Annotated in this window: 24 protein-coding genes; 5 read left to right on the top strand and 19 right to left on the bottom strand. The window is 29.0% G+C overall.

The features are described from left to right. Nucleotides 1-1377 (top strand): exopolysaccharide biosynthesis polyprenyl glycosylphosphotransferase, encoded by a 1377-nt coding sequence (locus Q0684_RS12145; protein ID WP_299017139.1) that lies wholly within the window; start codon nt 1-3, stop codon nt 1375-1377. Here the strand turns inward: Q0684_RS12145 and Q0684_RS12140 are convergent. The 3 genes from Q0684_RS12140 to Q0684_RS12130 form a co-directional block, all read right to left on the bottom strand. Beyond that, nucleotides 1365-2540 carry a DUF4105 domain-containing protein gene (locus Q0684_RS12140; protein ID WP_299017136.1) on the bottom strand — a complete coding sequence of 392 codons (1176 nt, stop codon included), beginning with the start codon at nt 2538-2540 and terminating at the stop codon, nt 1365-1367. The two genes, Q0684_RS12145 and Q0684_RS12140, sit on opposite strands and share 13 nt — an antisense overlap. Before the next feature lie 16 nt (nt 2541-2556). Further along, nucleotides 2557-3627, bottom strand: a complete 1071-nt coding sequence (locus Q0684_RS12135) for a PorV/PorQ family protein (protein ID WP_299017133.1) — start codon at nt 3625-3627, stop codon at nt 2557-2559. An 82-nt stretch (nt 3628-3709) separates the two neighbouring features. Continuing rightward, on the bottom strand, nt 3710-4684 hold the full coding sequence (locus Q0684_RS12130) for an alpha/beta fold hydrolase (protein WP_299017130.1): 975 nt from the start codon (nt 4682-4684) through the stop codon (nt 3710-3712). A 103-nt stretch (nt 4685-4787) separates the two neighbouring features. On the opposite strand from Q0684_RS12130, the gene Q0684_RS12125 reads away from it, so the two are divergent. Further along, a complete protein-coding gene (locus Q0684_RS12125) occupies nt 4788-5543 on the top strand; it encodes a CDP-alcohol phosphatidyltransferase family protein (protein ID WP_299017127.1) in 756 nt (251 codons plus the stop codon). 22 nt (nt 5544-5565) lie between these two features. On the opposite strand, the gene lptB is transcribed toward Q0684_RS12125, so the two are convergent. The 4 genes from lptB to Q0684_RS12105 form a co-directional block, all read right to left on the bottom strand. Beyond that, a complete protein-coding gene (gene lptB / locus Q0684_RS12120) occupies nt 5566-6303 on the bottom strand; it encodes an LPS export ABC transporter ATP-binding protein (RefSeq protein ID WP_299017124.1) in 738 nt (245 codons plus the stop codon). Between the two features lie 111 nt (nt 6304-6414). Beyond that, a complete protein-coding gene (locus Q0684_RS12115) occupies nt 6415-6765 on the bottom strand; it encodes a carboxymuconolactone decarboxylase family protein (protein ID WP_299017122.1) in 351 nt (116 codons plus the stop codon). Beyond that, entirely contained in the window at nt 6740-7570 is an 831-nt protein-coding gene (tatC, locus tag Q0684_RS12110; protein ID WP_299017119.1) for a twin-arginine translocase subunit TatC, read from the bottom strand. Before tatC ends, Q0684_RS12115 begins: the two co-directional genes overlap by 26 nt. Continuing rightward, on the bottom strand, nt 7570-8538 hold the full coding sequence (locus tag Q0684_RS12105; RefSeq protein ID WP_299017116.1) for a KpsF/GutQ family sugar-phosphate isomerase: 969 nt from the start codon (nt 8536-8538) through the stop codon (nt 7570-7572). Before Q0684_RS12105 ends, tatC begins: the two co-directional genes overlap by 1 nt. Before the next feature lie 135 nt (nt 8539-8673). Between Q0684_RS12105 and Q0684_RS12100 the strand changes: the two genes are divergently transcribed. Continuing rightward, complete coding sequence (locus tag Q0684_RS12100; RefSeq protein WP_299017114.1) at nt 8674-10857, top strand: ATP-dependent DNA helicase RecQ; 2184 nt, start codon at nt 8674-8676, stop codon at nt 10855-10857. A 72-nt stretch (nt 10858-10929) separates the two neighbouring features. On the opposite strand, the gene Q0684_RS12095 is transcribed toward Q0684_RS12100, so the two are convergent. The 12 genes from Q0684_RS12095 to Q0684_RS12040 all read right to left on the bottom strand — a co-directional run bounded on the left by Q0684_RS12095 (nt 10930) and on the right by Q0684_RS12040 (nt 20756). After that, nucleotides 10930-11208, bottom strand: coding sequence for a hypothetical protein (locus Q0684_RS12095; RefSeq protein WP_299017112.1), 279 nt, complete (start codon nt 11206-11208; stop codon nt 10930-10932). 371 nt (nt 11209-11579) lie between these two features. Then, a complete protein-coding gene (locus Q0684_RS12090) occupies nt 11580-12527 on the bottom strand; it encodes a hypothetical protein (RefSeq protein WP_299017109.1) in 948 nt (315 codons plus the stop codon). Nucleotides 12528-12538: 11 nt separating this feature from the next. After that, on the bottom strand, nt 12539-13453 hold the full coding sequence (locus Q0684_RS12085) for a DUF6175 family protein (protein WP_299017107.1): 915 nt from the start codon (nt 13451-13453) through the stop codon (nt 12539-12541). Between the two features lie 9 nt (nt 13454-13462). After that, nucleotides 13463-13969, bottom strand: a complete 507-nt coding sequence (locus Q0684_RS12080) for a hypothetical protein (RefSeq protein ID WP_299017105.1) — start codon at nt 13967-13969, stop codon at nt 13463-13465. Nucleotides 13970-13973: 4 nt separating this feature from the next. Beyond that, entirely contained in the window at nt 13974-14807 is an 834-nt protein-coding gene (locus tag Q0684_RS12075; protein ID WP_299017103.1) for a hypothetical protein, read from the bottom strand. Between the two features lie 16 nt (nt 14808-14823). Continuing rightward, nucleotides 14824-15693 carry a hypothetical protein gene (locus Q0684_RS12070; protein ID WP_299017102.1) on the bottom strand — a complete coding sequence of 290 codons (870 nt, stop codon included), beginning with the start codon at nt 15691-15693 and terminating at the stop codon, nt 14824-14826. Nucleotides 15694-15806: 113 nt separating this feature from the next. Next, the gene (locus Q0684_RS12065; protein WP_299017101.1) at nt 15807-16448 is read right to left on the bottom strand and encodes a response regulator transcription factor; all 642 of its coding nucleotides are present in this window, start codon (nt 16446-16448) and stop codon (nt 15807-15809) included. Nucleotides 16449-16508: 60 nt separating this feature from the next. Next, a complete protein-coding gene (locus Q0684_RS12060; RefSeq protein WP_299017100.1) occupies nt 16509-18329 on the bottom strand; it encodes an ATP-binding protein in 1821 nt (606 codons plus the stop codon). After that, on the bottom strand, nt 18322-18777 hold the full coding sequence (locus Q0684_RS12055; RefSeq protein WP_299017099.1) for a hypothetical protein: 456 nt from the start codon (nt 18775-18777) through the stop codon (nt 18322-18324). Before Q0684_RS12055 ends, Q0684_RS12060 begins: the two co-directional genes overlap by 8 nt. Before the next feature lie 109 nt (nt 18778-18886). Then, complete coding sequence (locus Q0684_RS12050) at nt 18887-19564, bottom strand: ZIP family metal transporter (protein ID WP_299017098.1); 678 nt, start codon at nt 19562-19564, stop codon at nt 18887-18889. Continuing rightward, on the bottom strand, nt 19564-20289 hold the full coding sequence (locus Q0684_RS12045; RefSeq protein ID WP_299017097.1) for a class I SAM-dependent methyltransferase: 726 nt from the start codon (nt 20287-20289) through the stop codon (nt 19564-19566). Before Q0684_RS12045 ends, Q0684_RS12050 begins: the two co-directional genes overlap by 1 nt. A 59-nt stretch (nt 20290-20348) precedes the next feature. Next, nucleotides 20349-20756, bottom strand: a complete 408-nt coding sequence (locus Q0684_RS12040; protein WP_299017096.1) for a MerC domain-containing protein — start codon at nt 20754-20756, stop codon at nt 20349-20351. Between the two features lie 79 nt (nt 20757-20835). On the opposite strand from Q0684_RS12040, the gene Q0684_RS12035 reads away from it, so the two are divergent. Continuing rightward, on the top strand, nt 20836-21216 hold the full coding sequence (locus Q0684_RS12035; RefSeq protein ID WP_299017095.1) for a transcriptional repressor: 381 nt from the start codon (nt 20836-20838) through the stop codon (nt 21214-21216). Between the two features lie 121 nt (nt 21217-21337). Next, nucleotides 21338-22525 carry a class I SAM-dependent RNA methyltransferase gene (locus Q0684_RS12030; protein ID WP_299017094.1) on the top strand — a complete coding sequence of 396 codons (1188 nt, stop codon included), beginning with the start codon at nt 21338-21340 and terminating at the stop codon, nt 22523-22525. Nucleotides 22526-22677: the final 152 nt, after the last annotated feature.

Raw genomic sequence — 22677 nt, 5'->3', positions numbered from 1 at the left:
ATGAATAAAAAATATAATTTTAACATTTCTGAGCGTAAGTTTTTTTTACGTCTAATAGATGTGTTTGCTATTATTTTAGGTTTATTCGTGTCTTTTGAATTCTTTAAGTTTAGTTATCTTAGTTTTTATAATGCATACATATTTCGTTGGCTGTTACTTTTAGCAGCGTACTACTTAATTTTTGGAGAAATATTTCAACTTTTTAATTTAAAGATTTCTAATAACAGGTATTTGGTAATTAGAAGTATTGTGGTAACTACCTTTGCTACGGTAGTATTTTATATTTTTACGCCTTATATCTCTCCTGTTCTACCAACAAACCGTCTACAAATTGTCTATTTTTTCTTGGCCATAACAGTACCTGTAATTATCTGGAGGTTTATTTATATTGCCTTTGTTTTTTCGCCAAAATATTTTAAAACCATAATATTTGTAGGTAAAAAAGAGCGCATAGAAGAAATGGTTCGTGCAGTATATGAAGACCATATTCATAATTTAATTGCATATTACACAGATAAAAAAATAGAAGGTGTGCCCGGTTTTAAAAACTTAGCAACTACAAAAATATCAGATTCTTTGAACTGTTTGCCAGTAAATGAATTGGTGATTTCTAGAATAGGTTTAGAAAAAGACTTTATAAATAATTTAAATAAAGAGCTCATTCTTTTTTTTAAAAAAGGGATTAATATTGTTAGTTACTCTAATTTTTATGAGGAAATTAATAACAGGGTACCTAAAGACTATTTAGCTGCTAATTTTTATGAATATTTAAATTTTAGTAAAAATAATACCAGTAGATTATATTTGTTTGGTTTGCGCTTTGTAGATATCTTAGTTGCAGTATTTGGTCTTTTTGTGTTTTTATGTTTGAGTCCACTTATTAGTATTGGTAATTTATTTGGGAATAGAGGTCCTTTGTTTTACACGCAAACAAGAGTAGGGCAGAATGGCAATTGTTTTAAAATATTTAAGTTACGCTCTATGGTTCAAAATGCAGAACGTAATGGTGCAGTTTGGGCACAACAAAATGACAATAGAATAACCACCTTTGGAAAATTTTTAAGAAATACTCGTGTAGATGAAGTACCTCAGTTTTTTAATATTTTAAAAGGAGAAATGAGTATTATTGGTCCAAGGCCAGAAAGACCTGAGTTTGTAAAGGATTTGGAAGAGAAAATTCCGTTTTATACAATAAGACATGTAGTTAGGCCAGGATTAACAGGATGGGCGCAAGTAAATTACCCTTATGCCAAAACCATTGCCGAGCAAGAGACAAAATTGATGTACGACTTGTACTACATTAAAGAGCGCAATACATTTTTAGATTTTAAAATCTTAATGAAAACCATAACTATCGTTTTATTTTATAAAGGATAGTAATGTTTAGATAGGTACAAATACCTTACAAAAATTAGTAATAAGATAGGAATGTTAGTGAGGGCGAAAACTTGAATGTTCAAAATCCATAGCAAACCAACACAAACAAGTAAAACTACAAGTCCTTTAAAATAAAATGGTAACCATTTTTTCGGAGTTTTTTGCAAGGTTAAAAAAGCAATAAACAAATTTGGAGCAAATGCCCATAAAATATTAAAATTGTTTGGTGCTGTTATATGTGATGAAAAAAGCCATAGATATAATAGAAAAAAGCCAAGGAGGCCGTTTGTAAATAGTAGTATAAAATCTAAGTATTTATTCCGCTGATTCGTCTGTTTATTTCTGAAGGTAGTCCATAGTACAAATATAAATAGGGCAGAAAAAATTACAACGGGACTAAAAATTGAGAAGCTTTCAGTATTTTCTTTGTAATCTAAAAGAACATCCTCTCGTTTTACTAAATTTTGATTTTTTGTATTTCCTAAAATTTTGCCCTCTTTAAACAATGCATGCACATAATCTGGTAAGTACATATATTCCGTTATCTTTCTTTCCTTATCTAAAATTGTACCTGCAATAAGGTTGATACCAAAATTACCCCAAGAATTCCAATGTAATTCTTTGTTCATTAAAAACCGTAAAGATTGTTTTTCTGGTATTGTTTTAGGGTTGAAGTCTATTTTATTTTGGAAAGCTATTTTGGTGATGTCTCTTAATTTGGTGGCGCAGTTGTTAAAAAAAGGATCATACAAATACGTGGCATTTTCTTTTAAAGTATTTTTTTCTAAATAGTTAAAAAATGCTTGTTTTTCTTTCTGACTAACGTTTAAAACTTGTTGTTTTACCCAGCGTTTATCGTGTCTATAACTGTTTAAAAAATATTTAAAGTCGTATTTCGCCAATAAATAGTACATTTTACCTTGTGCAAAATTGGTGTAAAAATTGGGTTGATTGAAATCGAAAATACCGTAATTGTAAATAACGTCTAAACCTATTGCAGGATCTTTAATACGTATGGCAGAGTGCCCAAATTTTTCATACAAAGCTTTGCCAGGACCTGCAGTAATAATACCGATTTCTGCAGTTTCAGAAAGTTTTATTTGTGCAAAAAAACTGTTTAAAAGAAAGATACTAAAAAATAAAAGAAAGTACTTTTTTGTCATTGTTTAGTACTGTTTTTTAAAGTCTAAAAAAAGAATAATCAAATGTAACTGAAAATATGTTAGAATATAAGGCATTGCCAACGCTACCAATATTACTAAGGGCATAATCTATTTGAATGCCTTTGTAATTAAAGCCAATACCTAAATTTGGCTGTAAAGAGAGAGATGTACTGTTGTCAAATTCTGTTGTGTTTTGAAAATTACCAACTCCAGCTCTTAAATATACCATATTTTCATAATCTAATTGAAAGCCTAAAGCAGGATCTATACTTACAAAATTAGTAGAAATTACATCATTTGTTCTTGCAAAGCGCGCATTTAAATCAATTTCTGTAAGTAAATTCATAAATCTACCAATTCTGAACACCTTTGCAGCGCCTAATTGCATCTTAGGTTTGGTAATTTCTGTAGTTTCTGGTAACTCTTGATTTTGGCCAGGAATGGCATTTCTTATTTTTTCAAATTCATTTTCATTAACTGTCCATGTATTGTAGGTGGTTGTAATATCTCTAACCATAAGTCCAAACATCCAACCTTTTCTTTCAAACTGTATACCTGCATCAAAACCAACACCCCAAGAAGAAGCAAAATTACCAATGGTTCTTCTGATAACTTTTGCATTCATACCAAATTTTAAGTCTTTAAAAATAAGGTTTCTAGCATAAGAAAAATTAAAAGCGTAATCTGCTGCAGAAAACAAACTAATTCTATTAAAATCTATGTTTCCTTCTGCATCAATTAATTCTGTTGTATTTAAAATATCATCTACACCAAAACGAATGATAGAAATACCTAAGGCACTTTCTTTATCTATTGGCATTGCAAAAGCAGCATGATTAAAATTAGCAATACCTGCAAAATAGGAGGCATGCATTACAGAACCTTCATAATCTTCTATACCCACCAAACCAGCAGGATTCCAATAAATAGCATTTACATTATTTGTAGAGGCTACTACTGCTTTGCTCATTCCAAGTGCAGCAGCATCTACCCCAATATTTAAAAATTCGTTAGAATAATTTCTAAAGGCTTGTGCACTGCAAATTATGGTGCTAAAAAGGAATATGTATAAAGCTTTAAATTTCAAATAATGTTCTATTTAACAATAACAAATATCTTAAATCCTATTAAAATAAACCCTAGTTTTATAAACTTATTGTTGGAAGGAATTAAATTAATATTTTTTTTCGAATAAAATTGTATATTCTTTGTTCTAACCAATTGTTTTCTTGAGATTTAAAAGAGCTTATAAAACCACAATGTCCGCCATAATTTGGAGTTTCTAAATAGAAATAATCCGATTGTTTGGCTTCTTTTTCAGGATAACATGCAGCAGACAAAAAGCTATCATCTTTAGCATTTATAAGTAGTGAAGGCAATTTTATTTTTGGAATATAGGGTTTTGAACTTGCTTTTTGCCAATAATCTTCCGGACTTTTAAAACCAAAAACAGGTACAGTGTACAAATGTTCTAAATGCTTAAATTTAGTAGCTTTAAATAGTTTTTCTTTGTCTAAATGAAACTCAGGAAATTTAAATGCCTTCTCTAAGATTTTGTTTTTCATGGTTTTAAAAAACAATTCAACGTACAATTTATTTTTTAATTTATCCAATTCCAATTCGGCAGAGGCAATATCTACAGGCACAGAAATGGCAATACCACCTTTAATACGCTCGTTTAATTGTTGTTGATATTCCCCAAGATATTTTAAAGTTAAATTGCCACCCAAGCTAAATCCAACAAGTATCACATTTTCATAAGCATAATTTTGTAGCAGATGGTTTACAACAAAATGCACATCATCAGTTTTCCCAGTATGATAGGTTGCTAAAAGTAAATTATCCTGGCCACTGCAGCTTCTTAGGTTAAAACAAACCGTGTCTATTTTTTTAGCATTTAAATAATTACTTGTTGCTGTAATGTATGTAGATTGTGAGCTGCCTTCTAAACCATGTATAAGTACTACTAAGGTTTTAGAATTTTGAAAAGAAAAATCTAAATCTATAAAATCTTTGTCCCAAGTTGTAATTCTTTTTCTTTGATATTTGCAAGTATCTTTCCTAAAAAGAGGACGATACATGGTATTGAAATGTCCGTTTTTAAAAGGTAAAGTAGGTGAGAAGGTAGATTTTATAATTGGCATATTACATTTAGTTTGCTAAATTTATTAAAAGTACATAAAAAAAGAAAGATTTTAAAAAACTTCAAAATAGGATTGCTTACTTTAGCGCTTTACTAGAAACTAAATGAAAAAACACATCCCCAATTTAATTACGCTTGGTAATCTTTTCTGTGGTATTATTGCTACAATTTATGCCGTAGAAAAGGCGTTTGACATGGCTGCTTTATTTGTAGTGTTAGGAATTTTATTAGATTTTTTTGATGGTTTTGCGGCGCGTTTATTAGGCGTTTCTGGCGAGTTGGGAAAACAACTAGATTCGTTAGCAGATGTGGTTACTAGTGGTGTTGTACCTGGTATAATTATGTTTCAATTGTTGGCTTTAAATACTTTTGAAGGTTCTTTTGAAGAAATTGAAACAATAACTGAATATGGACTTCAGTTTGCACCCATACAATTTTTAGGTTTATTGTTAACTTTAGGCGCTTGTTACAGGCTTGCTAAATTTAATATAGATACTAGGCAAACTGATTCTTTTATAGGTTTACCAACGCCTGCCATGAGTTTGTTTATAATTTCTTTACCTTTAATTAAAATGCAAACCGATTTATACTTTGTAGAAATTTTATTGCAAAATAAATACGTTTTAATTTGTATTACGTTGTGTTTAACTTTTGTAATGAATGCAGAAATCCCTTTATTTTCTCTAAAATTTAAAGAGTATTCCATTAAAAATAATTGGATTAAATATATTTTCTTATTGGCTTCAATTTTATTAATTGTGACCACAAAATATGCTTCAATACCGCTAATAATTATTTTGTATATTGTTTTATCTGTAATAGCGAATTCTAAAAGTAAAGAAACAGCAAAGTTGTCTTAGCAATTAAATATAGGTAGTTTTCTTAAATAAACTTTCGCTTTTTTAACTCAAAATCTTTACCCAAATACACTTTACGCACCATTTCATCTGCAGCCAATTCTTCTGGAGTACCACTTTTTAAAATGCTTCCTTGGTACATTAAGTAGGTTTTGTCTGTTATAGCTAAAGTTGCTTGCACATCATGATCTGTAATTAAAATACCTATATTTTTATTTTTCAGTTGTGCTACAATGCTTTGTATGTCTTCTACAGCAATTGGATCTACACCTGCAAAAGGTTCGTCTAAAAGTATAAAATTAGGATCTGAGGCCAAACAACGTGCAATTTCTGTTCTACGTCTTTCTCCTCCAGACAATAAATCTCCTCTATTTTTACGCACATGACCAATATTAAACTCTTCAATTAAAGATTCTAATTTTATTTTTTGTTCTTTTTTAGAGCGCCCTGTAAATTGCAATACAGACATGATATTATCTTCTACAGATAATTTTCTAAAAACAGAAGCTTCTTGCGCTAAATATCCAATACCTTTTTGTGCACGTTTGTACATGGCATCTTGCGTAATTTCTTCATCATCTAAATAGATTTTACCAAAATTAGGCTTTATCATGCCCACAATCATGTAAAAAGAAGTTGTTTTTCCAGCGCCATTTGGTCCTAAAAGTCCAATAATTTCACCTTGTTGTACTTCTAAAGAAATGCCTTGTACTACTTTTCTACTGCCGTAGATTTTTTGAATATTTTCTGCCTTTAAAATCATATTTAAAAATGTGTAATTGTTGAACTGTTGAATTGTTTAAATGTATTTAATCTAAATTTGTAAAATTCTTAAATCCATCACAAACATTCGCATAGCAAAACAAATCAATAATTATGCTTCTTTATTTTCAAGAAAATCCCAATATTCTACAGCTCTTCTTAAATGCGGAATTACTATAGTACCACCAACTAAATTAGCAATGGCCATAGTTTCCATCATTTCTGCTGTGGTTACTCCATTTTTTTTTGCGGCTTCTAAGTGGTATTGCACACAATCATCACATCTTAAAACTGCAGATGCTACTAAACCTAGTAACTCTTTCGTTTTAACAGGTAAATGTCCTGCTGCAAAGGTATTGGTGTCTAAATTAAAAATTCTTTTTATTACTTTATTATCAGATTCTAATATTCTTTCGTTCATTTTAGAACGATAATCATTAAATTCTTGGACTTTTTTGTGCATTCTTTTGTTGGTTTTTTATCACTATTTTAGAAACTCTTATACTTATTTCATACAATATTAATATGGGTATGGCTACAATTACCTGACTGGCAATATCTGGTGGCGTAATAATTGCTGCCACTATTAATACAACCACTAAAGCATGTTTTCTGTATTTTCTTAAAAATTCTGGTGTTATAAGACCTGCTTTTGTTAAAAAGTAAACTAAAACTGGCAATTCAAAAAGAATTGAAACACCGAGCAACATATTTGTAATTAAGCCAATATGAGATCTTAGTTTAAAACTATTTACAATTTCATCTGTTATTTGATAGTTGTATAGAAAGTGCACAGAAATAGGTGCAATTACATAAAAACTAAAGGCTACACCAATAAAGAACAATAAAGAAGCTACAAAGATAAATCCTCTTGAGTTTTTAATTTCTTTAGCGGTTAATCCTGGTGAAACAAAGCGCCAAATTTCCCACAATATATAAGGAAAAGATAAAATAATACCCAAGATTAATGAAGTCCAAATTGCACTCATTAATTGTGAAGTAACCTCTATACTTTGCAGTTTGGTATCAGAAAAAGAAACCTCACAAAAAGCACTCTCAATATGTATAAGTTGAAAAATATGACAAAAATAACGATAGGTAACAAAGTCTGACTTTAAATGCGCCAATAAAAAATGCTCATACACTTCTTTTTGAAAAGTAAAAATAACAATTGCAATAATTAGTATTGCAGCTGCACTTCTTACCAAATGCCAACGTAATTCTTCTAAATGTCCTAAAAAGGACATTTCTTTTTGTGTATCTGCCATTAGAAAATTCCTTCTTTAATTAAATCGTGTAAATGCACAACTCCTGTATATTTTTCGTTGTCATCTACCACAAGAATCTGAGTTATATTGTTGCTTTCTAGCTTTTCTAAAGCTTCTACTGCCATAGCATTTATACCAATCGTTTTAGGGTTTTTACCCATGATGTCTTTGGCTTTAAAATTATCAATTGCGGTAGTTTTAGCGAGCATTCTTCTAATATCACCATCTGTTATAATACCTACAAGTTTATCATTTTCTATAACAGCTGTAACACCTAATCTTTTTTCAGAAATTTCTACAATTACTTTTGCAATACTATCTGTGCTTTTAATTTTAGGAACTTCATTCTTACTAATTAAATCTGCTACTCTAAGATATAAACGTTTGCCTAAAGCACCTCCAGGATGATATTTGGCAAAATCTTTACTAGAAAAACCTCTCAGTTCTTGCAAGCAAATAGCCAAAGCATCTCCCATAACCAATTGTGCAGTAGTGCTGCTAGTTGGCGCTAAATTGTTGCCACAAGCCTCTTTTTCTACAAAGGTGTTTAAGGTATAATCTGCATTTTTGCCTAAAAAAGAGTTGATATTTCCTGTTATTGCTATAATTTTATTACCGTAGTTTTTAATTAAAGGTACCAACACTTTAATTTCTGGAGTATTGCCACTTTTAGATAAACAAATAACCACATCATTTTTTTGTACGTTACCTAAATCGCCATGTATGGCATCGGCAGCATGCATAAAAATAGCGGGTGTGCCTGTAGAGTTTAAGGTTGCCACAATTTTGGTAGCAATATTTGCACTTTTTCCTATTCCTGTAATTACAACTCTACCATTTGCATTTAAAATAAAATTTACAGCCTTTTCAAAATTATCATCTAAAAGAATTGCAAGATTTTTAATAGCTTCACTTTCCAGTATAATGGTGTTTTTCGCGGTTTGTAAAATAGTATTTGAATTTTTCAATAGTTTGTATTTATCAGAATAAAAAAAAGTTATATCTTTAGATTAAGAAACAGACAAATTTACTACAAAAAATAGTTACATCAAATTATAAAGTAGGTTTGTAGGTTCTTTTTATTTTAAACGAATATTTTACAAATGGATGTACACAGTCCTCTTAAAAAGTTTTTTGGATTTAGTAAATTTAAAGGCTTACAAGAAGAAGTAGTTAAAAGTATTGTTAACGGTAAAAACACTTTTGTGATTATGCCAACAGGTGGTGGTAAATCGCTTTGCTACCAATTGCCTGCTTTAATGCAAGAAGGCACTGCAATTGTAGTTTCTCCTCTAATTGCCTTAATGAAAAATCAGGTAGATGCAATTCGAGGGATCTCAGAAAATAATGGGGTTGCTCATGTTTTAAATTCCTCTTTAAATAAGACAGATGTTGCACAGGTAAAGGATGATATTAGTAACGGAATTACCAAACTTTTATATGTTGCACCAGAATCTTTAGTAAAAGAAGAATATGTGGCTTTTTTAAAGACTCAAAAAATATCTTTTGTTGCTATTGATGAAGCCCATTGTATTTCTGAATGGGGTCATGATTTTAGACCAGAATATAGAAATTTAAAACACATTATAAAGGCGATAGATGATGTACCTGTAATTTGTTTAACAGCTACAGCCACAGAAAAAGTACAAGAAGATATTTTAAAAACATTAGGCATTACAGATGCCAATAGATTTAAGGCTTCTTTTAATAGAGCAAATTTGTTTTATGAAGTAAGGCCAAAAACCAAAGAAGTAGAAAAAGACATAATCCGTTTTGTAAAGCAACGCGTTGGTAAGTCTGGAATTATTTACTGCTTAAGCAGGAAAAAGGTAGAAGAAATTGCGCAAATTTTACAAGTAAATGGTTTAAATGCAGTGCCTTATCATGCAGGTTTAGATGCGAAAACACGTGTAAAGCATCAAGATATGTTTTTAATGGAAAATTGTGATATTGTAGTTGCAACCATAGCTTTTGGTATGGGAATAGACAAGCCAGATGTGCGTTTTGTAATTCACCATGATATTCCAAAAAGCTTAGAAAGTTACTACCAAGAAACAGGTAGAGCAGGTAGAGATGATGGTGAAGGCTATTGTTTGGCTTTTTATGCGTATAAAGATATAGAAAAGCTAGAGAAATTTATGGCAAGTAAGCCTGTGGCTGAACAAGAAATTGGCCATGCGTTATTACAAGAAGTTGTAGGATATGCAGAAACGTCTATGAATAGGCGTAAATATTTATTGCATTATTTTGGTGAAGATTTTGATGAAGTGAATGGAGAAGGTGCAGATATGGATGACAACTCTAGAAATCCAAAGAAAAAACACGAGGCCAAGGAAGATGTTGTAAAATTGCTTTCTGTTATTAAAAACACCATGCAAAAATACAAATCTAAAGCAGTTGTAAATACTTTAGTTGGTAAAGAAAATGCTTTATTAACCAGCCATAAAACACACACACAACCTTTTTTTGGTATTGGTAAAGATAAATCTGCAGGCTATTGGATGGCTTTAATTAGGCAGATACTTGTGGTGAATTTCATTAAAAAAGAAATTGAGCAATATGGGGTTGTTAAACTTACGGAAGAAGGTAAAAAGTATTTAGAAAACCCTACTTCTTTTTTAATGACAGAAGACCATGTGTATTCTGAAGAAAATGATAATGCTATAATTACCAATGCAAAATCTTCTGCTGGCGTTACTGATGTAAATTTAGTGAAATTATTAAAAGATTTACGTAAAAAGGTAGCTACTAAATTAGGAGTTCCTCCTTTTGCTGTTTTTCAAGATCCATCTTTAGATGATATGGCTTTAAAATATCCCACAAATTTGGAAGAACTAGCAACTGTGCATGGAGTAGGAGAAGGTAAGGCCAGAAAATTTGGTAAAGAATTTGTGAAAATAATAGCAGCTTATGTAGATGAAAATGAAGTTTTAAGACCAGATGATTTAATTGTAAAAAGTACAGGAACAAACTCTGGGTTAAAGTTATATATTATACAAAATACAGATAGAAAATTGCCATTAGAAGATATAGCGAAATCTAAAGGAATAGAATTACCTACCTTAATTAAAGAAATGGAAGTAATTATTTATTCTGGTACTAAATTAGATATTAATTATGCTTTAGATGATTTTTTAGATGAAGACCAACAAGAGGAAATACATGAGTATTTTATGGAAGCAGAATCAGATAATATTCAAGAAGCTTTAGATGAATTTGATGGGGATTATGATGAAGATGAATTGCGATTAATGCGTATTAAATTTATAAATGAAGTAGGAAATTAAAGTAAGATAGAGATAGTTAAAATTCTATCTTTATCTTACATTAAAAATTACAATAAAAAATTGCTTGTTTAACTAAAAATCAGAACAATCAATACTGTTTATTGATCTTTGAGCGGCACTAGTATCTATACCACCACAAGCGCCTGCTTTACTTATAAAATCTCTAGCTTTAGATTTCATATTGTTACAGTTTGATTTAGTTGGGTTGTTCGAAAATTTACTAACTGAACTTAAATAAGCGTCATAAGCTGCGTCTGTGTTACAAACAACTTCTTCGGTAGCTTCGCATGAAGAAAATCCAATAGTTATTGCTAATACTAAACCTGTAAGTAATAAATTATTCTTTTTCATTATATAGAATATGTTGATTAATATGGGGTAAAATTACAAGTTCTTTTGGGTTATTTAAATACCTACAATTAGGTAAGTTTTAAAATAGTTTATAAAACAAAAATATCTCCGATTAAATTTTTTTTTAATGAATAGATTCACAGTTAGAGTATTGCTATTCCTGTATTTTGTTTATAATATCTTCTGTTTCCAATTTTAATATCCTTATTTATTTATGTATTTGTTGAGATGTACTAAAATTTAAAAGCAAATACTTTAGGTAGATTCTAGTCATGCCAATTATTATTAGTATTTTAATAGTAGAAAATAAAATAATAAGCAACAACCTTTCTTGATCATTTCGTTTGCTATTTATTGTTATAATTTCTAGGTTATTTAATAATATTAATTTTAGTATCGGGCTGGTTTTTGTAATACGCTAAAGCAATTTCTTTAATAGCGGCTATTCTACTTTTTTCCATAGCAACCTTATCTGTATAAATTTTCTTAGCAATATCTAATTCTTGCTTTTGTTTGTTATTAATATTCTTCTCAATTTTTTTCATTAATGAAAATGCATTGGTCTTACATTTTGATTCTGGACTTATGGATTGTAAAGAGATTATGGCTTTAGAGTATTGTTTTTCGCTATAATAACCATTTGCTCTAAGTAATTTTTGTTCGCAAACGCTGTTTGTGTAGTTTTTGTAATATTGAATAATTCTTGAATTTATTTTTGAATTACAGTTTGTAATTCCCGCAGGAATTGATAATAATTGAACTAGCGCCTGATCATACTTTTTACTAGCGTTGTATTTGTTCGCTTCAGAAATATATAAACTACAATTGTTTTGATAATGTGTTACAATTTTAGATTTTACCTTTTTTAAAAAAGTTTCATATTCTCTTCTATTAGTGTTTATTTTAGAAATTCCGTTTTTTATGGCCTTATATTTATTGCTACCAGAACCTTTAAAGTTTATAGAAACACTACCAAATTCCTTATTCGTAGAAGCTTGTTTTACAAAAAGTGTAAAATCTCCACTTATAATATGAATTGGTTGTAAACCTGCATCTATAGTTTCTTCATCGTAAATTTCTATACTTGGGTAAATTAAAAAATCTGAATAATACCCAGTAGATGCGACCCCATTTTTAGAAATAATCTGTTTTATTTTAGATTTTATTTTAGCAAAATTTGCGGCATTAATTTTTTCTTCATTTTGAGGCATTACAATAGATAAATTTATTCGAGAGCTTAATAACTCTTCACTTTCTTGAGATTTTATACTTTGTAAAGAAATTAAGTATAAAAAAATAAATGTTATTTTAATTTTCATGATATTGTATTTTAAGGTAAAATTATTCTTATAGTTCCCTCTGAAACAGAAGCTCTTCTTCTCTTAGCTTTTATGCCTTCTTTTTGACTACAAATTTTAGCTATTGCTTTAGAGATACTTTTTGCAAAATCGTTTATAGAATAGTTATTACCACTTTCTGTTCTTAAAGGGATTCTAACCTCATCAAAACTCAATATATTTTCTGAGTCTTGTTTAATTCTATATTGATTTTTATTAGCATTTTGCTTTACCCAATCTGTAATTAATTCAGAAATAAAATCGGCATCTTCGCCAATCTCATCATCCAATTTAAATAAACTGTCCTCGGTTACCATAATTTCTATAGTAATAGCCTTTCCTAAGTCTACAATTTGTTTAAATGCTTCATTTAAACCATCTATAAATTTTTCGATTCTATTTTCTTCTGTTAAAATTCTATCCACTAAATATCCATAATCTGTTGTTTTAAATGGTGGTGAGGTAGCTGTAGGTAAATCATACAAAGACATTCTAGACGATGTTTCTATAGCTTTTAATGAAACTTGTACGCTATTATTAATGCCATCTTCAGAAAAAATATTTATAAAAGCTTTTACAATAATATCTGTTCTGGCTTCCATATAAATAGCTTCTTCCACATTAAAATTTGCGTTTTTTAAAGAGCTAATTGCTTTGGTCTTTTTAACTTGATTTATAGTTTCTTGTAAATCTTTTGGTCTAAAACCTCTTTCTTGAAATGCATTATTTACTCTTGCAATAATAGATTGCCATTTAAAATCGTTTTCAAAAAGATCTAATGCATTCTGCCCAGACTTTGTAAACGGCATTACCATAATTGTAGGTTGAATTTGTTCTATCGTATCTTGCCCTAGAAGTTTAGGTGTAATTATTGCCATAAAGGCAATTATTAAAATTTTTGTTTTCATAATTTGTGTTTAAAATCCGAATTTTTTAATTACGCTTTGTTGTTCTAGGTTTTTTCTTAAAGGTTTAACATTAATTAAAAGATCAATTGCCACAACTTGCGCATTAACTAAACCTTGTTTTAACTCTTTTTTATTAATTTTAGTAGCAATTACTTTTTGATTTTGACCACCAATAAAAATGGTTTCAGAAATAAAAGAAAGAAACTTTTTATTTGTAAAAAAATCTCTAAAATAATAAGAGTGCTTTCGCTTTAATTCATTTTCATTATAGCCAATTAAAGGCTTAGCAATATTAGAGTTTGGTATTCCTCTAAAAAAAAGTGTTTCAATTGCCCTTATTTGTGCATCTTGAATTGCTGTGCTTTCATCTACACCATAACCTAATACTCTAACACTTAAAATGTCTCCTGTGTAATCTAAATAAGTAACCTCAGATGTTGGAAAAAATGCAACTTGATTTTTTGACCCGCAACTTATAATTAGGGTACATATTGCCATAATTGTTATGTATTTCATTTTATTATTCATTATTTTCACTTTTACAAATTAATACTTTGTTTTCATTAAAAAATTTTAAAATTTCCTCTCCTCCTTTTTTAACCTTTGCTTCAGAAAAATCTTCACTTAGAACTCTAGTTATTTTTACTTCGCCAATAAATTTTGGTAATGGTTTACCTAAAGAGTTGTCTGTAAAATAAACTTCAAAGTTGTTTTTTTCTGCCACTCCAATTTTAGATCCACCAGACAATAAAACAGTTATAGCTTTACCTTTGTTTTCTTTTTCTATTCTTACTAAATTAAGTTTTATAGGAAAACTAGATGAGAAGTAATGTTTTAAGGGATTAACAGTTGTTTGTATGGCACTTTGTAAAGCACTCTCTGGTGTAAGTTTGATGGAACTATTTATAGAGGAAAATGTTGCAGTACCGTTTTGGATAATTTCACCTGTTTCTGTATTAATAATTTTTGTGGTAAACGTTATACTAGATTTGTATCCTTTTCCTCCATTTAGCCGAATAAACTTTATACTTGTTACTATACCAGTTAGTGTATACTCTGCACTTATAGATTTGTTAGCCTCAATCCAATTGTCTGATTTATAATTTTCTTGAGATTTGGCAATAGCTTCATTACGGGCAGTACCATCTAAATCTATAACTTTAAACCTATTTTGATTATTTAAAATATCTAAAACTCTTTCTGATACCATACTTGCAAAACGCTGTTGTTTTACATTAGATGCAGAAAAATTTGCTACTCCAACAATCAATCTATAATCTTTATTTTTTTGTGCATTTGTAGTTTGGAATGTAATAAAGAAAAGGAATAATAAAATTAAATTTTTAACTTGCATGGGTAGTTGTTTTAAATTATTCCGCTTTTAGCTGTTCTATGTATTTTTTCGATTCTTTTAGGTTTTTCATGATTTTTGGTAATTGCCCTATAATAGCCGCTTGAAAAATACCTGCTGTTATAGCGTCTTTACCTGCAGTTAATTTAGTTAAATAGTCTGCACTAGCAATTTCGTTTGTGCTTAAGGCAGCTAAGCCAGTTAATGCGGCTTGTTTAAGCAAAAGACCGCCACCAATTTTAAGGGAGTTGTTTAACTTGTTTAACTCTTTGTTACTCATTTTTTTAATATCTTCAGGAGACATTCTATTGCACTTAGAGTCAAATAATGTATATTCTGTAATTGTGCCTAAACTTGGGTCTTCAATTTCTTCTATAGCAACAGAAAACAAATTGTAATTTTCTCTTAATTCTATTGTTTTAGTATATAATTCTTGTGCGGCTATTAAATACAAATAAGAGTCACCACTAGACCATGATTTTACTTTTTTTAAAGGTTTAGATATTTTTTTTACAAATATCACAGGAGCGTTGGGTGAAGCAATTCCTTTAATGATAACATTTTGTAATTCTTTTTTGGGTGATTTTTTTATTTTTTTTAGCCATTTCTTAGCATTTAATTTTTTACCAGATAGATTTTTAAGTAAAATGCCTGATGAATTTAATGTACAATCTTTAGTGATAAAAATTAATTTACCATTTCTATTTATAAAACTACCAGAGTAGGTGTCCAAAGAATTATCATCTATAATTTCTGAATCTAGATTAACCTTGTTTAAGTTAACTTTGTCTAAGTTAACATTATTTAAATTTTTGGCTAAATCCTGGGCTTTTAATCCAAAAAAAGTAAAAAGCAAAATAGCAAAACAAAAAGTGGTGATTTTTTTCATGGTATATGTTTTAATTAGTTCATCAAAAATAGTTTAAGAACTAACTAAAAAATATACCTATAAGTAGGTAAAATACCTTGTAAATTTAAGATTTAAATAAAGAGAGCAGTTTTTTAAAATTGATATTTCTGGTCTATAGCGTATTTAACCAGTTCACTACCAGATTTTAAATCTAATTTACGAATCATATTTTTTCTATGTGTATCTATGGTAGTTTTTGCTAAAAATAGATTTGCTGCAATTTCTTTAGAGGTTTTTCCGTTGGCAATTAAAGCTAATATCTCTTTTTCTCTGTTGGATAAAATTATCTTATTTGAAGTACCAATTTTTACGTTTTTATCAATATAATTGTTCATAAAATTAAAGGCAACATTGGGGTCAAAAAATGTGTTGCCATTTGCTACTACTTCTATTGCTTCGTGCAACATTTTTATACCAGAATTTTTTAGTAAATAACCAGATGCACCAGCATCTAACATCTGCTTAATAGCTTCTGGTTGGTCAAACATTGTCATGGCTAATATATTTACATAAGGGTGTAATTTTTTAATTTTTTTGGTCGCTTCAATTCCATCCATTTTTGGCATTCTAATGTCTGTAATTACTACTTTTGGTTGTTTTAAATTTACCAATTTTACCAGTTCTTCGCCATTATTAACTGTGCCAATTATATGTATATGATCATCATATTCAAAAAAAGATTTTACGCCATCTATTAGCATTTGATGGTCTTCTGCCATTACAATTGTTATCATAGTTTGTTTTTTATAAAAATACCATTATGTTCTGCTTAATTTATACTTATAAATAGGGATTTAAGCAACAGGAATATCAATAATAAATGAACTTCCTTTCCCAATAGTGGCGTCTATGGTAAAGTTTCCTTTTAGGTGTTTTACTCTTGTTTTTATGGAGTTAAGGCCTATACCATCTTTAAAATTTGTTTGGTTTGCATTAAAACCTTTGCCATTATCTTCTACAATAATATTTAAATTTTTATCATATAAAGCAATATTTATAGTTGCATTTTTTGCGTTGGCATGTTTTAGAATATTAGTAATTAGTTCTTGTATTATTCTAAAAATGGTAATTTCTAAACTGCTATCAAAACGGGCATCCAAACCAAAATCAATAACTTCAATTCTAATTTTGTCGGCAGCAGATATTTTTTCTGCCATCATTTGTACAGCAGGCAATAAACCATGATTTGCTATTACACCAGCATTTTTAGCATGTGCAATTCTTCTAACTTTTAAGTAAGCCTCATCAATTAAATTTTCTGTTTTGTTGAATAATTCTTCTTGATTAAACTTTTTCTTTTTATTATTCATTTTTAAGTTATCAAAATGCAATTTTAGTGTGGCTAAAACAGAGCCTAAATTATCATGTAAATCTTCGGCTACTCTTTTTCTTTCCTTTTCTTGGCCTTCAACCATAGCGTTAATGGTACTTATTTCTTGCTCTTTTAATAAAGTTAGATTTTTTTGAATTTCTAATGCCTTTTCTTGTTCTGCAAGTTTTCTTTTTCTTTTGGAGTTTTTTAGTGATAATACTGCTATAGCACCAGCAAAAAATATAAATAGTAAAGATCCCACTAAAAAATTTCTATTCTGAACTCTTTTCGCCTCTGTTTTTAAGTTTTTTTGTTTTAATTGAAGGTTTTCTCGCTCTTTTTTTTCAGTTTCATATTTAATATTAAGGTTATTAATATTATTTATAATGTTTTCATTCTGTAATTTATATTTAAGGTTATTATATAGTTCTAAATATTTAAGTGCTAATTTGTAATTTTTAATAGTGTAATAAGCAGAAAAAAGATTTTTAAAAATTAATAATTTATTTTCTGAGCTTGTTGTTTCTTTAGTCTTTGCATAACTTAATGATTTTAATAAAAGAGTAATGTTTTTTTTTGTTTGCTCTTTTTGTTTCGCAATCTTAGCGAAATTCAAATAAATTAAACTAAGTGTAGTGCTATCTTTTGCTGTTTGTAAACTTTTATTTAAATAGTAAAATGCAGAATCGCTATTTTTATTTAATAGATGTGCAGCTCCAATATTTTGATAGAGTAAAGCTTGGTTGTTCGAATAATGCAAAGCATTTCTATAGTATTTTATGCTTTTATTAAAATTTGTAGATTTATTATGATAAACACCTAGGTTATTTAATGCAGTAAAAATTGTTACCGCATCTTTAGACAGATAGGCATATTTTAATGACTCTTTTAAATTTTTATGATAGCCTTCAATTTTGTCTATTTCTGACGAGATAAGAGCTAATCCTTTATAGGCTATACTTTTAAATATATAATTCTCTATATTTTTTTCTGTATTAAATTTTAAAATATAGTTATATTGATAAAAAGCAGAATCATATTGTTTATTTAATCTAAAAATATATGCTTTATAGCTATGATATTTAACTTTATTGTGTCTACAATTTTTAATTTCATTTTTTGATTGTGACAAATATCTTTCAGCATCTTTTAAATTATTTTCCGCTAAAGCTGTTTTTAATGCTGTAATTAAATTTTTAAACGCGGTATTATCGCAGTATTTATTATTTAAATCAGACTCTTTTGCAATACTTTTTCCATTAACTACTGCTAAAAATAAAGTGTATATTATAAGCTTAATCATTATTAATTAATGGTGGTGGGTCAAAAGATCCACCATTTTGGTAACTCGCTATTGTCATGGTGCCAAGTATTGTGCTTTTGTTTTGACAAGATACTATCATAAAAGAATTTATATCATTAAAATGATCTTGAAGTACTTTATCCTTTTTCAATTCAATTTCTAAAATTTTAAAAGTATTAGTTTCTTGCGCATTAACCGTAAAGTTTATATTTATTATACAATGAATGTTGCTATCTTGAGTACTAGGATTTGTGTCGGCTATTTCTGTAGTGTGTTTAATATATTCAACAGTTGTGCCTTCTTCAACAATTGTAAGAACTTTTGCTATTTTAATATCGCCACTTTTTACAATTCTTACATAAGGTTTGTACATCCCAAAATTAGTAGATAGGCTATTTACTTCTTCACTTAATTTTAATGCTCTTATTTTATATTCAAGATTTTTCATTCTAATATGTTTTAATTAAACTCTTAGTTGAGTTCAAATATGATAAATATTTAATACCTATTTATACCTATAAATAGGTATATTCTGTTCTTTAAAAATAAGAAAAATATTATAAAGTAAAAATGGTAAGTAAAACCCCAAAAAGAATTGCAATAAATTTTTGCAAATTAAATTTATGGTTTTCACTAGTTTCAAAAAGAATTATGGTAGAAATATGCAGAAAAACCCCAACTATAAGCGCCGTAATTTCTGTAGTATAAGTTGTGAAAAAAGGAATTTTATCTCCTAAAATTACACCTAAAGGACTCATTAATGCAAAAACAAGTAAAAAACTAAAGGTTATTTTTTTAGTATATTTTGTATGAATTAAAAAAGTGGTTAACACAATAGCAATAGGTATTTTATGCACTACAATTGCCCATAGTAGGTTGTCATCTGCATTATGTATGGGTAAACCTTCAGAAAAAGCGTGCAAACACAAACTTGCAAATAATAATTTAGGAAAACTATTATTCTCTGTATGCATGTGAATGTGTCCATGTTCTGCACCTTTAGAAAAAGACTCTAAAACAGATTGTAAAATAATACCAATTAAAATAAAAATGCCAACTTTTTTATAAGGTGTTGTTGCTGCATAAACCTCTGGCAACAAATGTAAAATTGTCACAGACAGTAAATACGCCCCACTAAAAGCTAATAATAAACGTACAATTTTATTACTAGGTTTTAAAATATACACCAATAAAGCGCCTAAAAGTACTGCTAAAATTAAAAAAAGATAGGTCATTAATTGGCTACAATAATTAAACGATTCGCAGTTTTTTCGTCAAAAGAGTTTAAATTATAATCGCCAAATACATTGGTAACTGTAAAACCAACTTTTTCTAAATAAACAGTCATCTTTTCAAGATCTAAGTATTTTACCCTTTCTGTAAAATTATGTTGCTTTCCATCTGCAAAAAAGCTTATGTTTTTTGTAATAAAATTATCTTTTATTGCTCTGGTGATTTTAAAACTAATACCATCTACAACCTTAGTTTCTTTGGTTACAAGATTTGCTTTAATCTTTACCGCATTTAAAAAATCAAACACAAAAACACCGTTTGTTTGTAAACCATTTTTTATGTTCTGTAAAATTAAAATATCTTCTTGGTCATCATCAAAATAACCAAAACTAGTAAATAGGTTAAAGATAGCGTTGTATTTTTTGTGAAAAGGTTTACGCATGTCATGCTCATTAAAACGTAGCGTTTCATTTTCAAATTGTTTTGCAAATTGAATGCTATTTTCAGATAAATCTAAACCAGTAACAGTATAACCAAGATTGTTTAAAAAAACGGAATGACGACCTTTGCCACAAGGTAAATCTAAAATATGTGTAGTCTTACAAAGTTTAAGAAAAGCGGTAATGTTACGCATAAACAACTGCGCATCAATATCATTTCTGTCTTTATATAAAATATGGTAATAAGGTGTGTTAAACCAGTCTTTAAACCAATCGTTAGTTTTCAATTTGTAAATATTTAATCAAATTCTTAAACTGCAATTAGTTATCAGCCAAAAGCAATCCTTTATTTCTTATCAGAAACACAACAACTGCCGTCTGTACAAGTGCAATATTTCAAATTATAGAAATGCAAAATTACTAAAGTTATTGTAACTGCATACATAATTAAGTCAGGAAGATGAAATATTTCGTTTTTTTCATTAAGTACTAATAAAAATAGTAGGCTCCAAAATAACCATAAAAGTATTTTCATTAATGTTCTTGTGGTATTTTTAGTAGACTGAAAAACAGCAAAAAAGCCAATAACTAAAAAGAGATAGTCTAAATTACTCCACCAAAAAGGTTTTATTTGTTCGGTTACATTTGTGTTTATTTGACTCACAAAAATAAAAGGTGTTAGCAAACAATGTACCATGCATAATCCACTAGAAAACATGCCAATTGTATCCGATTTTTTAAAAACTAAATTCATTTTAAATAATTAATGCGACTAAGTTGCAAATATAATTTTTTTATTTGTTAGTGCAACTAAGTTGTAATAAATTTGTGTTATGGGAATTGTAAGAAAAACACAGTCATTACAACTAGTATTAAACGCATTTAATAAAACAACTGCGGCTATTTCTACTGTAGATTTAGTAAAAGACTTAAAATCAGAAATAAACAAATCTACTATTTATAGAATTTTAGATAAATTAACAGATGATGGTGTATTGCATGCTGTAATAGGTAAAAACGGTGTAAAGCAATACGCAAAATGTAAAAGTTGCTCAAAAAAGGAACATACAGATAATCATCCACACTTTCAATGTAATAGTTGTGGTAAAATAAATTGTTTAGACATTTCTGTAACCATTCCGCAAATTCCAAATTATAAAGTAAATACGGTTCATGTTTTAATAGAAGGCGAATGCAGCCAATGCCTTCAATAAATATAATGTAAAGAGTCAATTATTGCTTATAATTATTTATGTTGATTTCTTTTTTTAAAATAGAAAGCAGAAACCACAAAGGAATACCAAAAAAATAACAACTAAAAACTACCTTTGCAATATGAATAGAGATTTTAAAATGACAGCAACAACGCTTTTTGGTTTAGAAGGCGTTTTAGCAGAAGAACTTAAAAAATTAGGCGCACAAGAAGTAAAAGAAGGCATTAGAAGTGTCTCTTTTAGGGGCGATAAAGGTTTTATGTACAAAGCAAATATTGCTTTAAGAACTGCAGTTAGAATTTTAAAACCCATAAAAACCTGCAAAATCTACGATGAAGAAGATTTATATGAGGCTATTCAGAAAATAAAATGGGAAAATTATTTAGAAGCAGATGGCACATTTGCTATTGGTGCAGTAGTAAATTCTAAAAATTTTACAACCAATTCACATTACATTTCCTTAAAGTCTAAAGACGCCATTGCAGATTATTTTAGACACAAATACCATAAAAGACCAAATGTAGATTTAAAATATCCAGACGTTAAAATTCACGTGCATATACATAAAGAATGGTTAACCGTTTCTTTAGATTCTTCTGGAGATTCCTTGCATAAAAGAGGCTATAGAACAGCCACCAATATTGCACCAATTAACGAAGTTTTGGCTGCGGGTATGGTTATGCTTTCTGGTTATACTGGCGATGAAAATTTTATAGATCCTATGTGTGGTTCTGGAACTATATTAATAGAAGCTGCCATGATTGCCAATAATATTCCAGCAAATATCAATAGAAAATTATTTGCCTTTGAGCATTGGAAAGATTACGATGAAGATTTGTATTTTACAATTCAAGATGCTTTGTTAAAGAAAATACGCTCTTCTCACTTTAAAATTATGGGGTTTGATAAAGCACCATCTGCAGTACAAAAAGCAAAAGCAAACATTATTTCTGCCAATTTAGAAGAGTTTATTGGCGTGCATCACGTTAACTTTTTCAACTCTACAAAAGAAGTTTTTGGGAACACTACAATTTTGTTTAATCCGCCTTATGGCGAACGTTTAAATATAGACACGCACGAATTTTACAAAAAAATTGGCGATACTTTAAAACACAATTACCAAGGTTCTACAGCTTGGTTAATTACCTCAGATACAGATGCTTTAAAAGCTGTTGGTTTGCGTACTTCTAAAAGAATTGCCCTTAAAAACGGAGATTTAAACTGTAAGTTTGTAAAATACGAGTTGTACGAAGGCACACGAAAAACAAAAGAACGTAAAGAAGAAACTGAGTCTGATGCAAAAGACTAAAACAAGGTTGTCATTCCTGCGCAGACAGAAATCTTATAACGCCTTCTAAACTTTTTTTTAAACTGAGCTTGTCGAAGTTTTAGGAGCTTAATCGCGCTTTCAACACTCGCTTTTTTTGTTCAGAAAAAGAACAAAAAAGAGCTCAAACAAAT

This window comes from uncultured Polaribacter sp. (assembly GCF_947503875.1).
Lineage (GTDB): Bacteria > Bacteroidota > Bacteroidia > Flavobacteriales > Flavobacteriaceae > Polaribacter.
The sequence above is the reverse complement of the archived record's forward strand: the minus strand, read 5'-3'. Positions and strand labels throughout refer to the sequence as shown.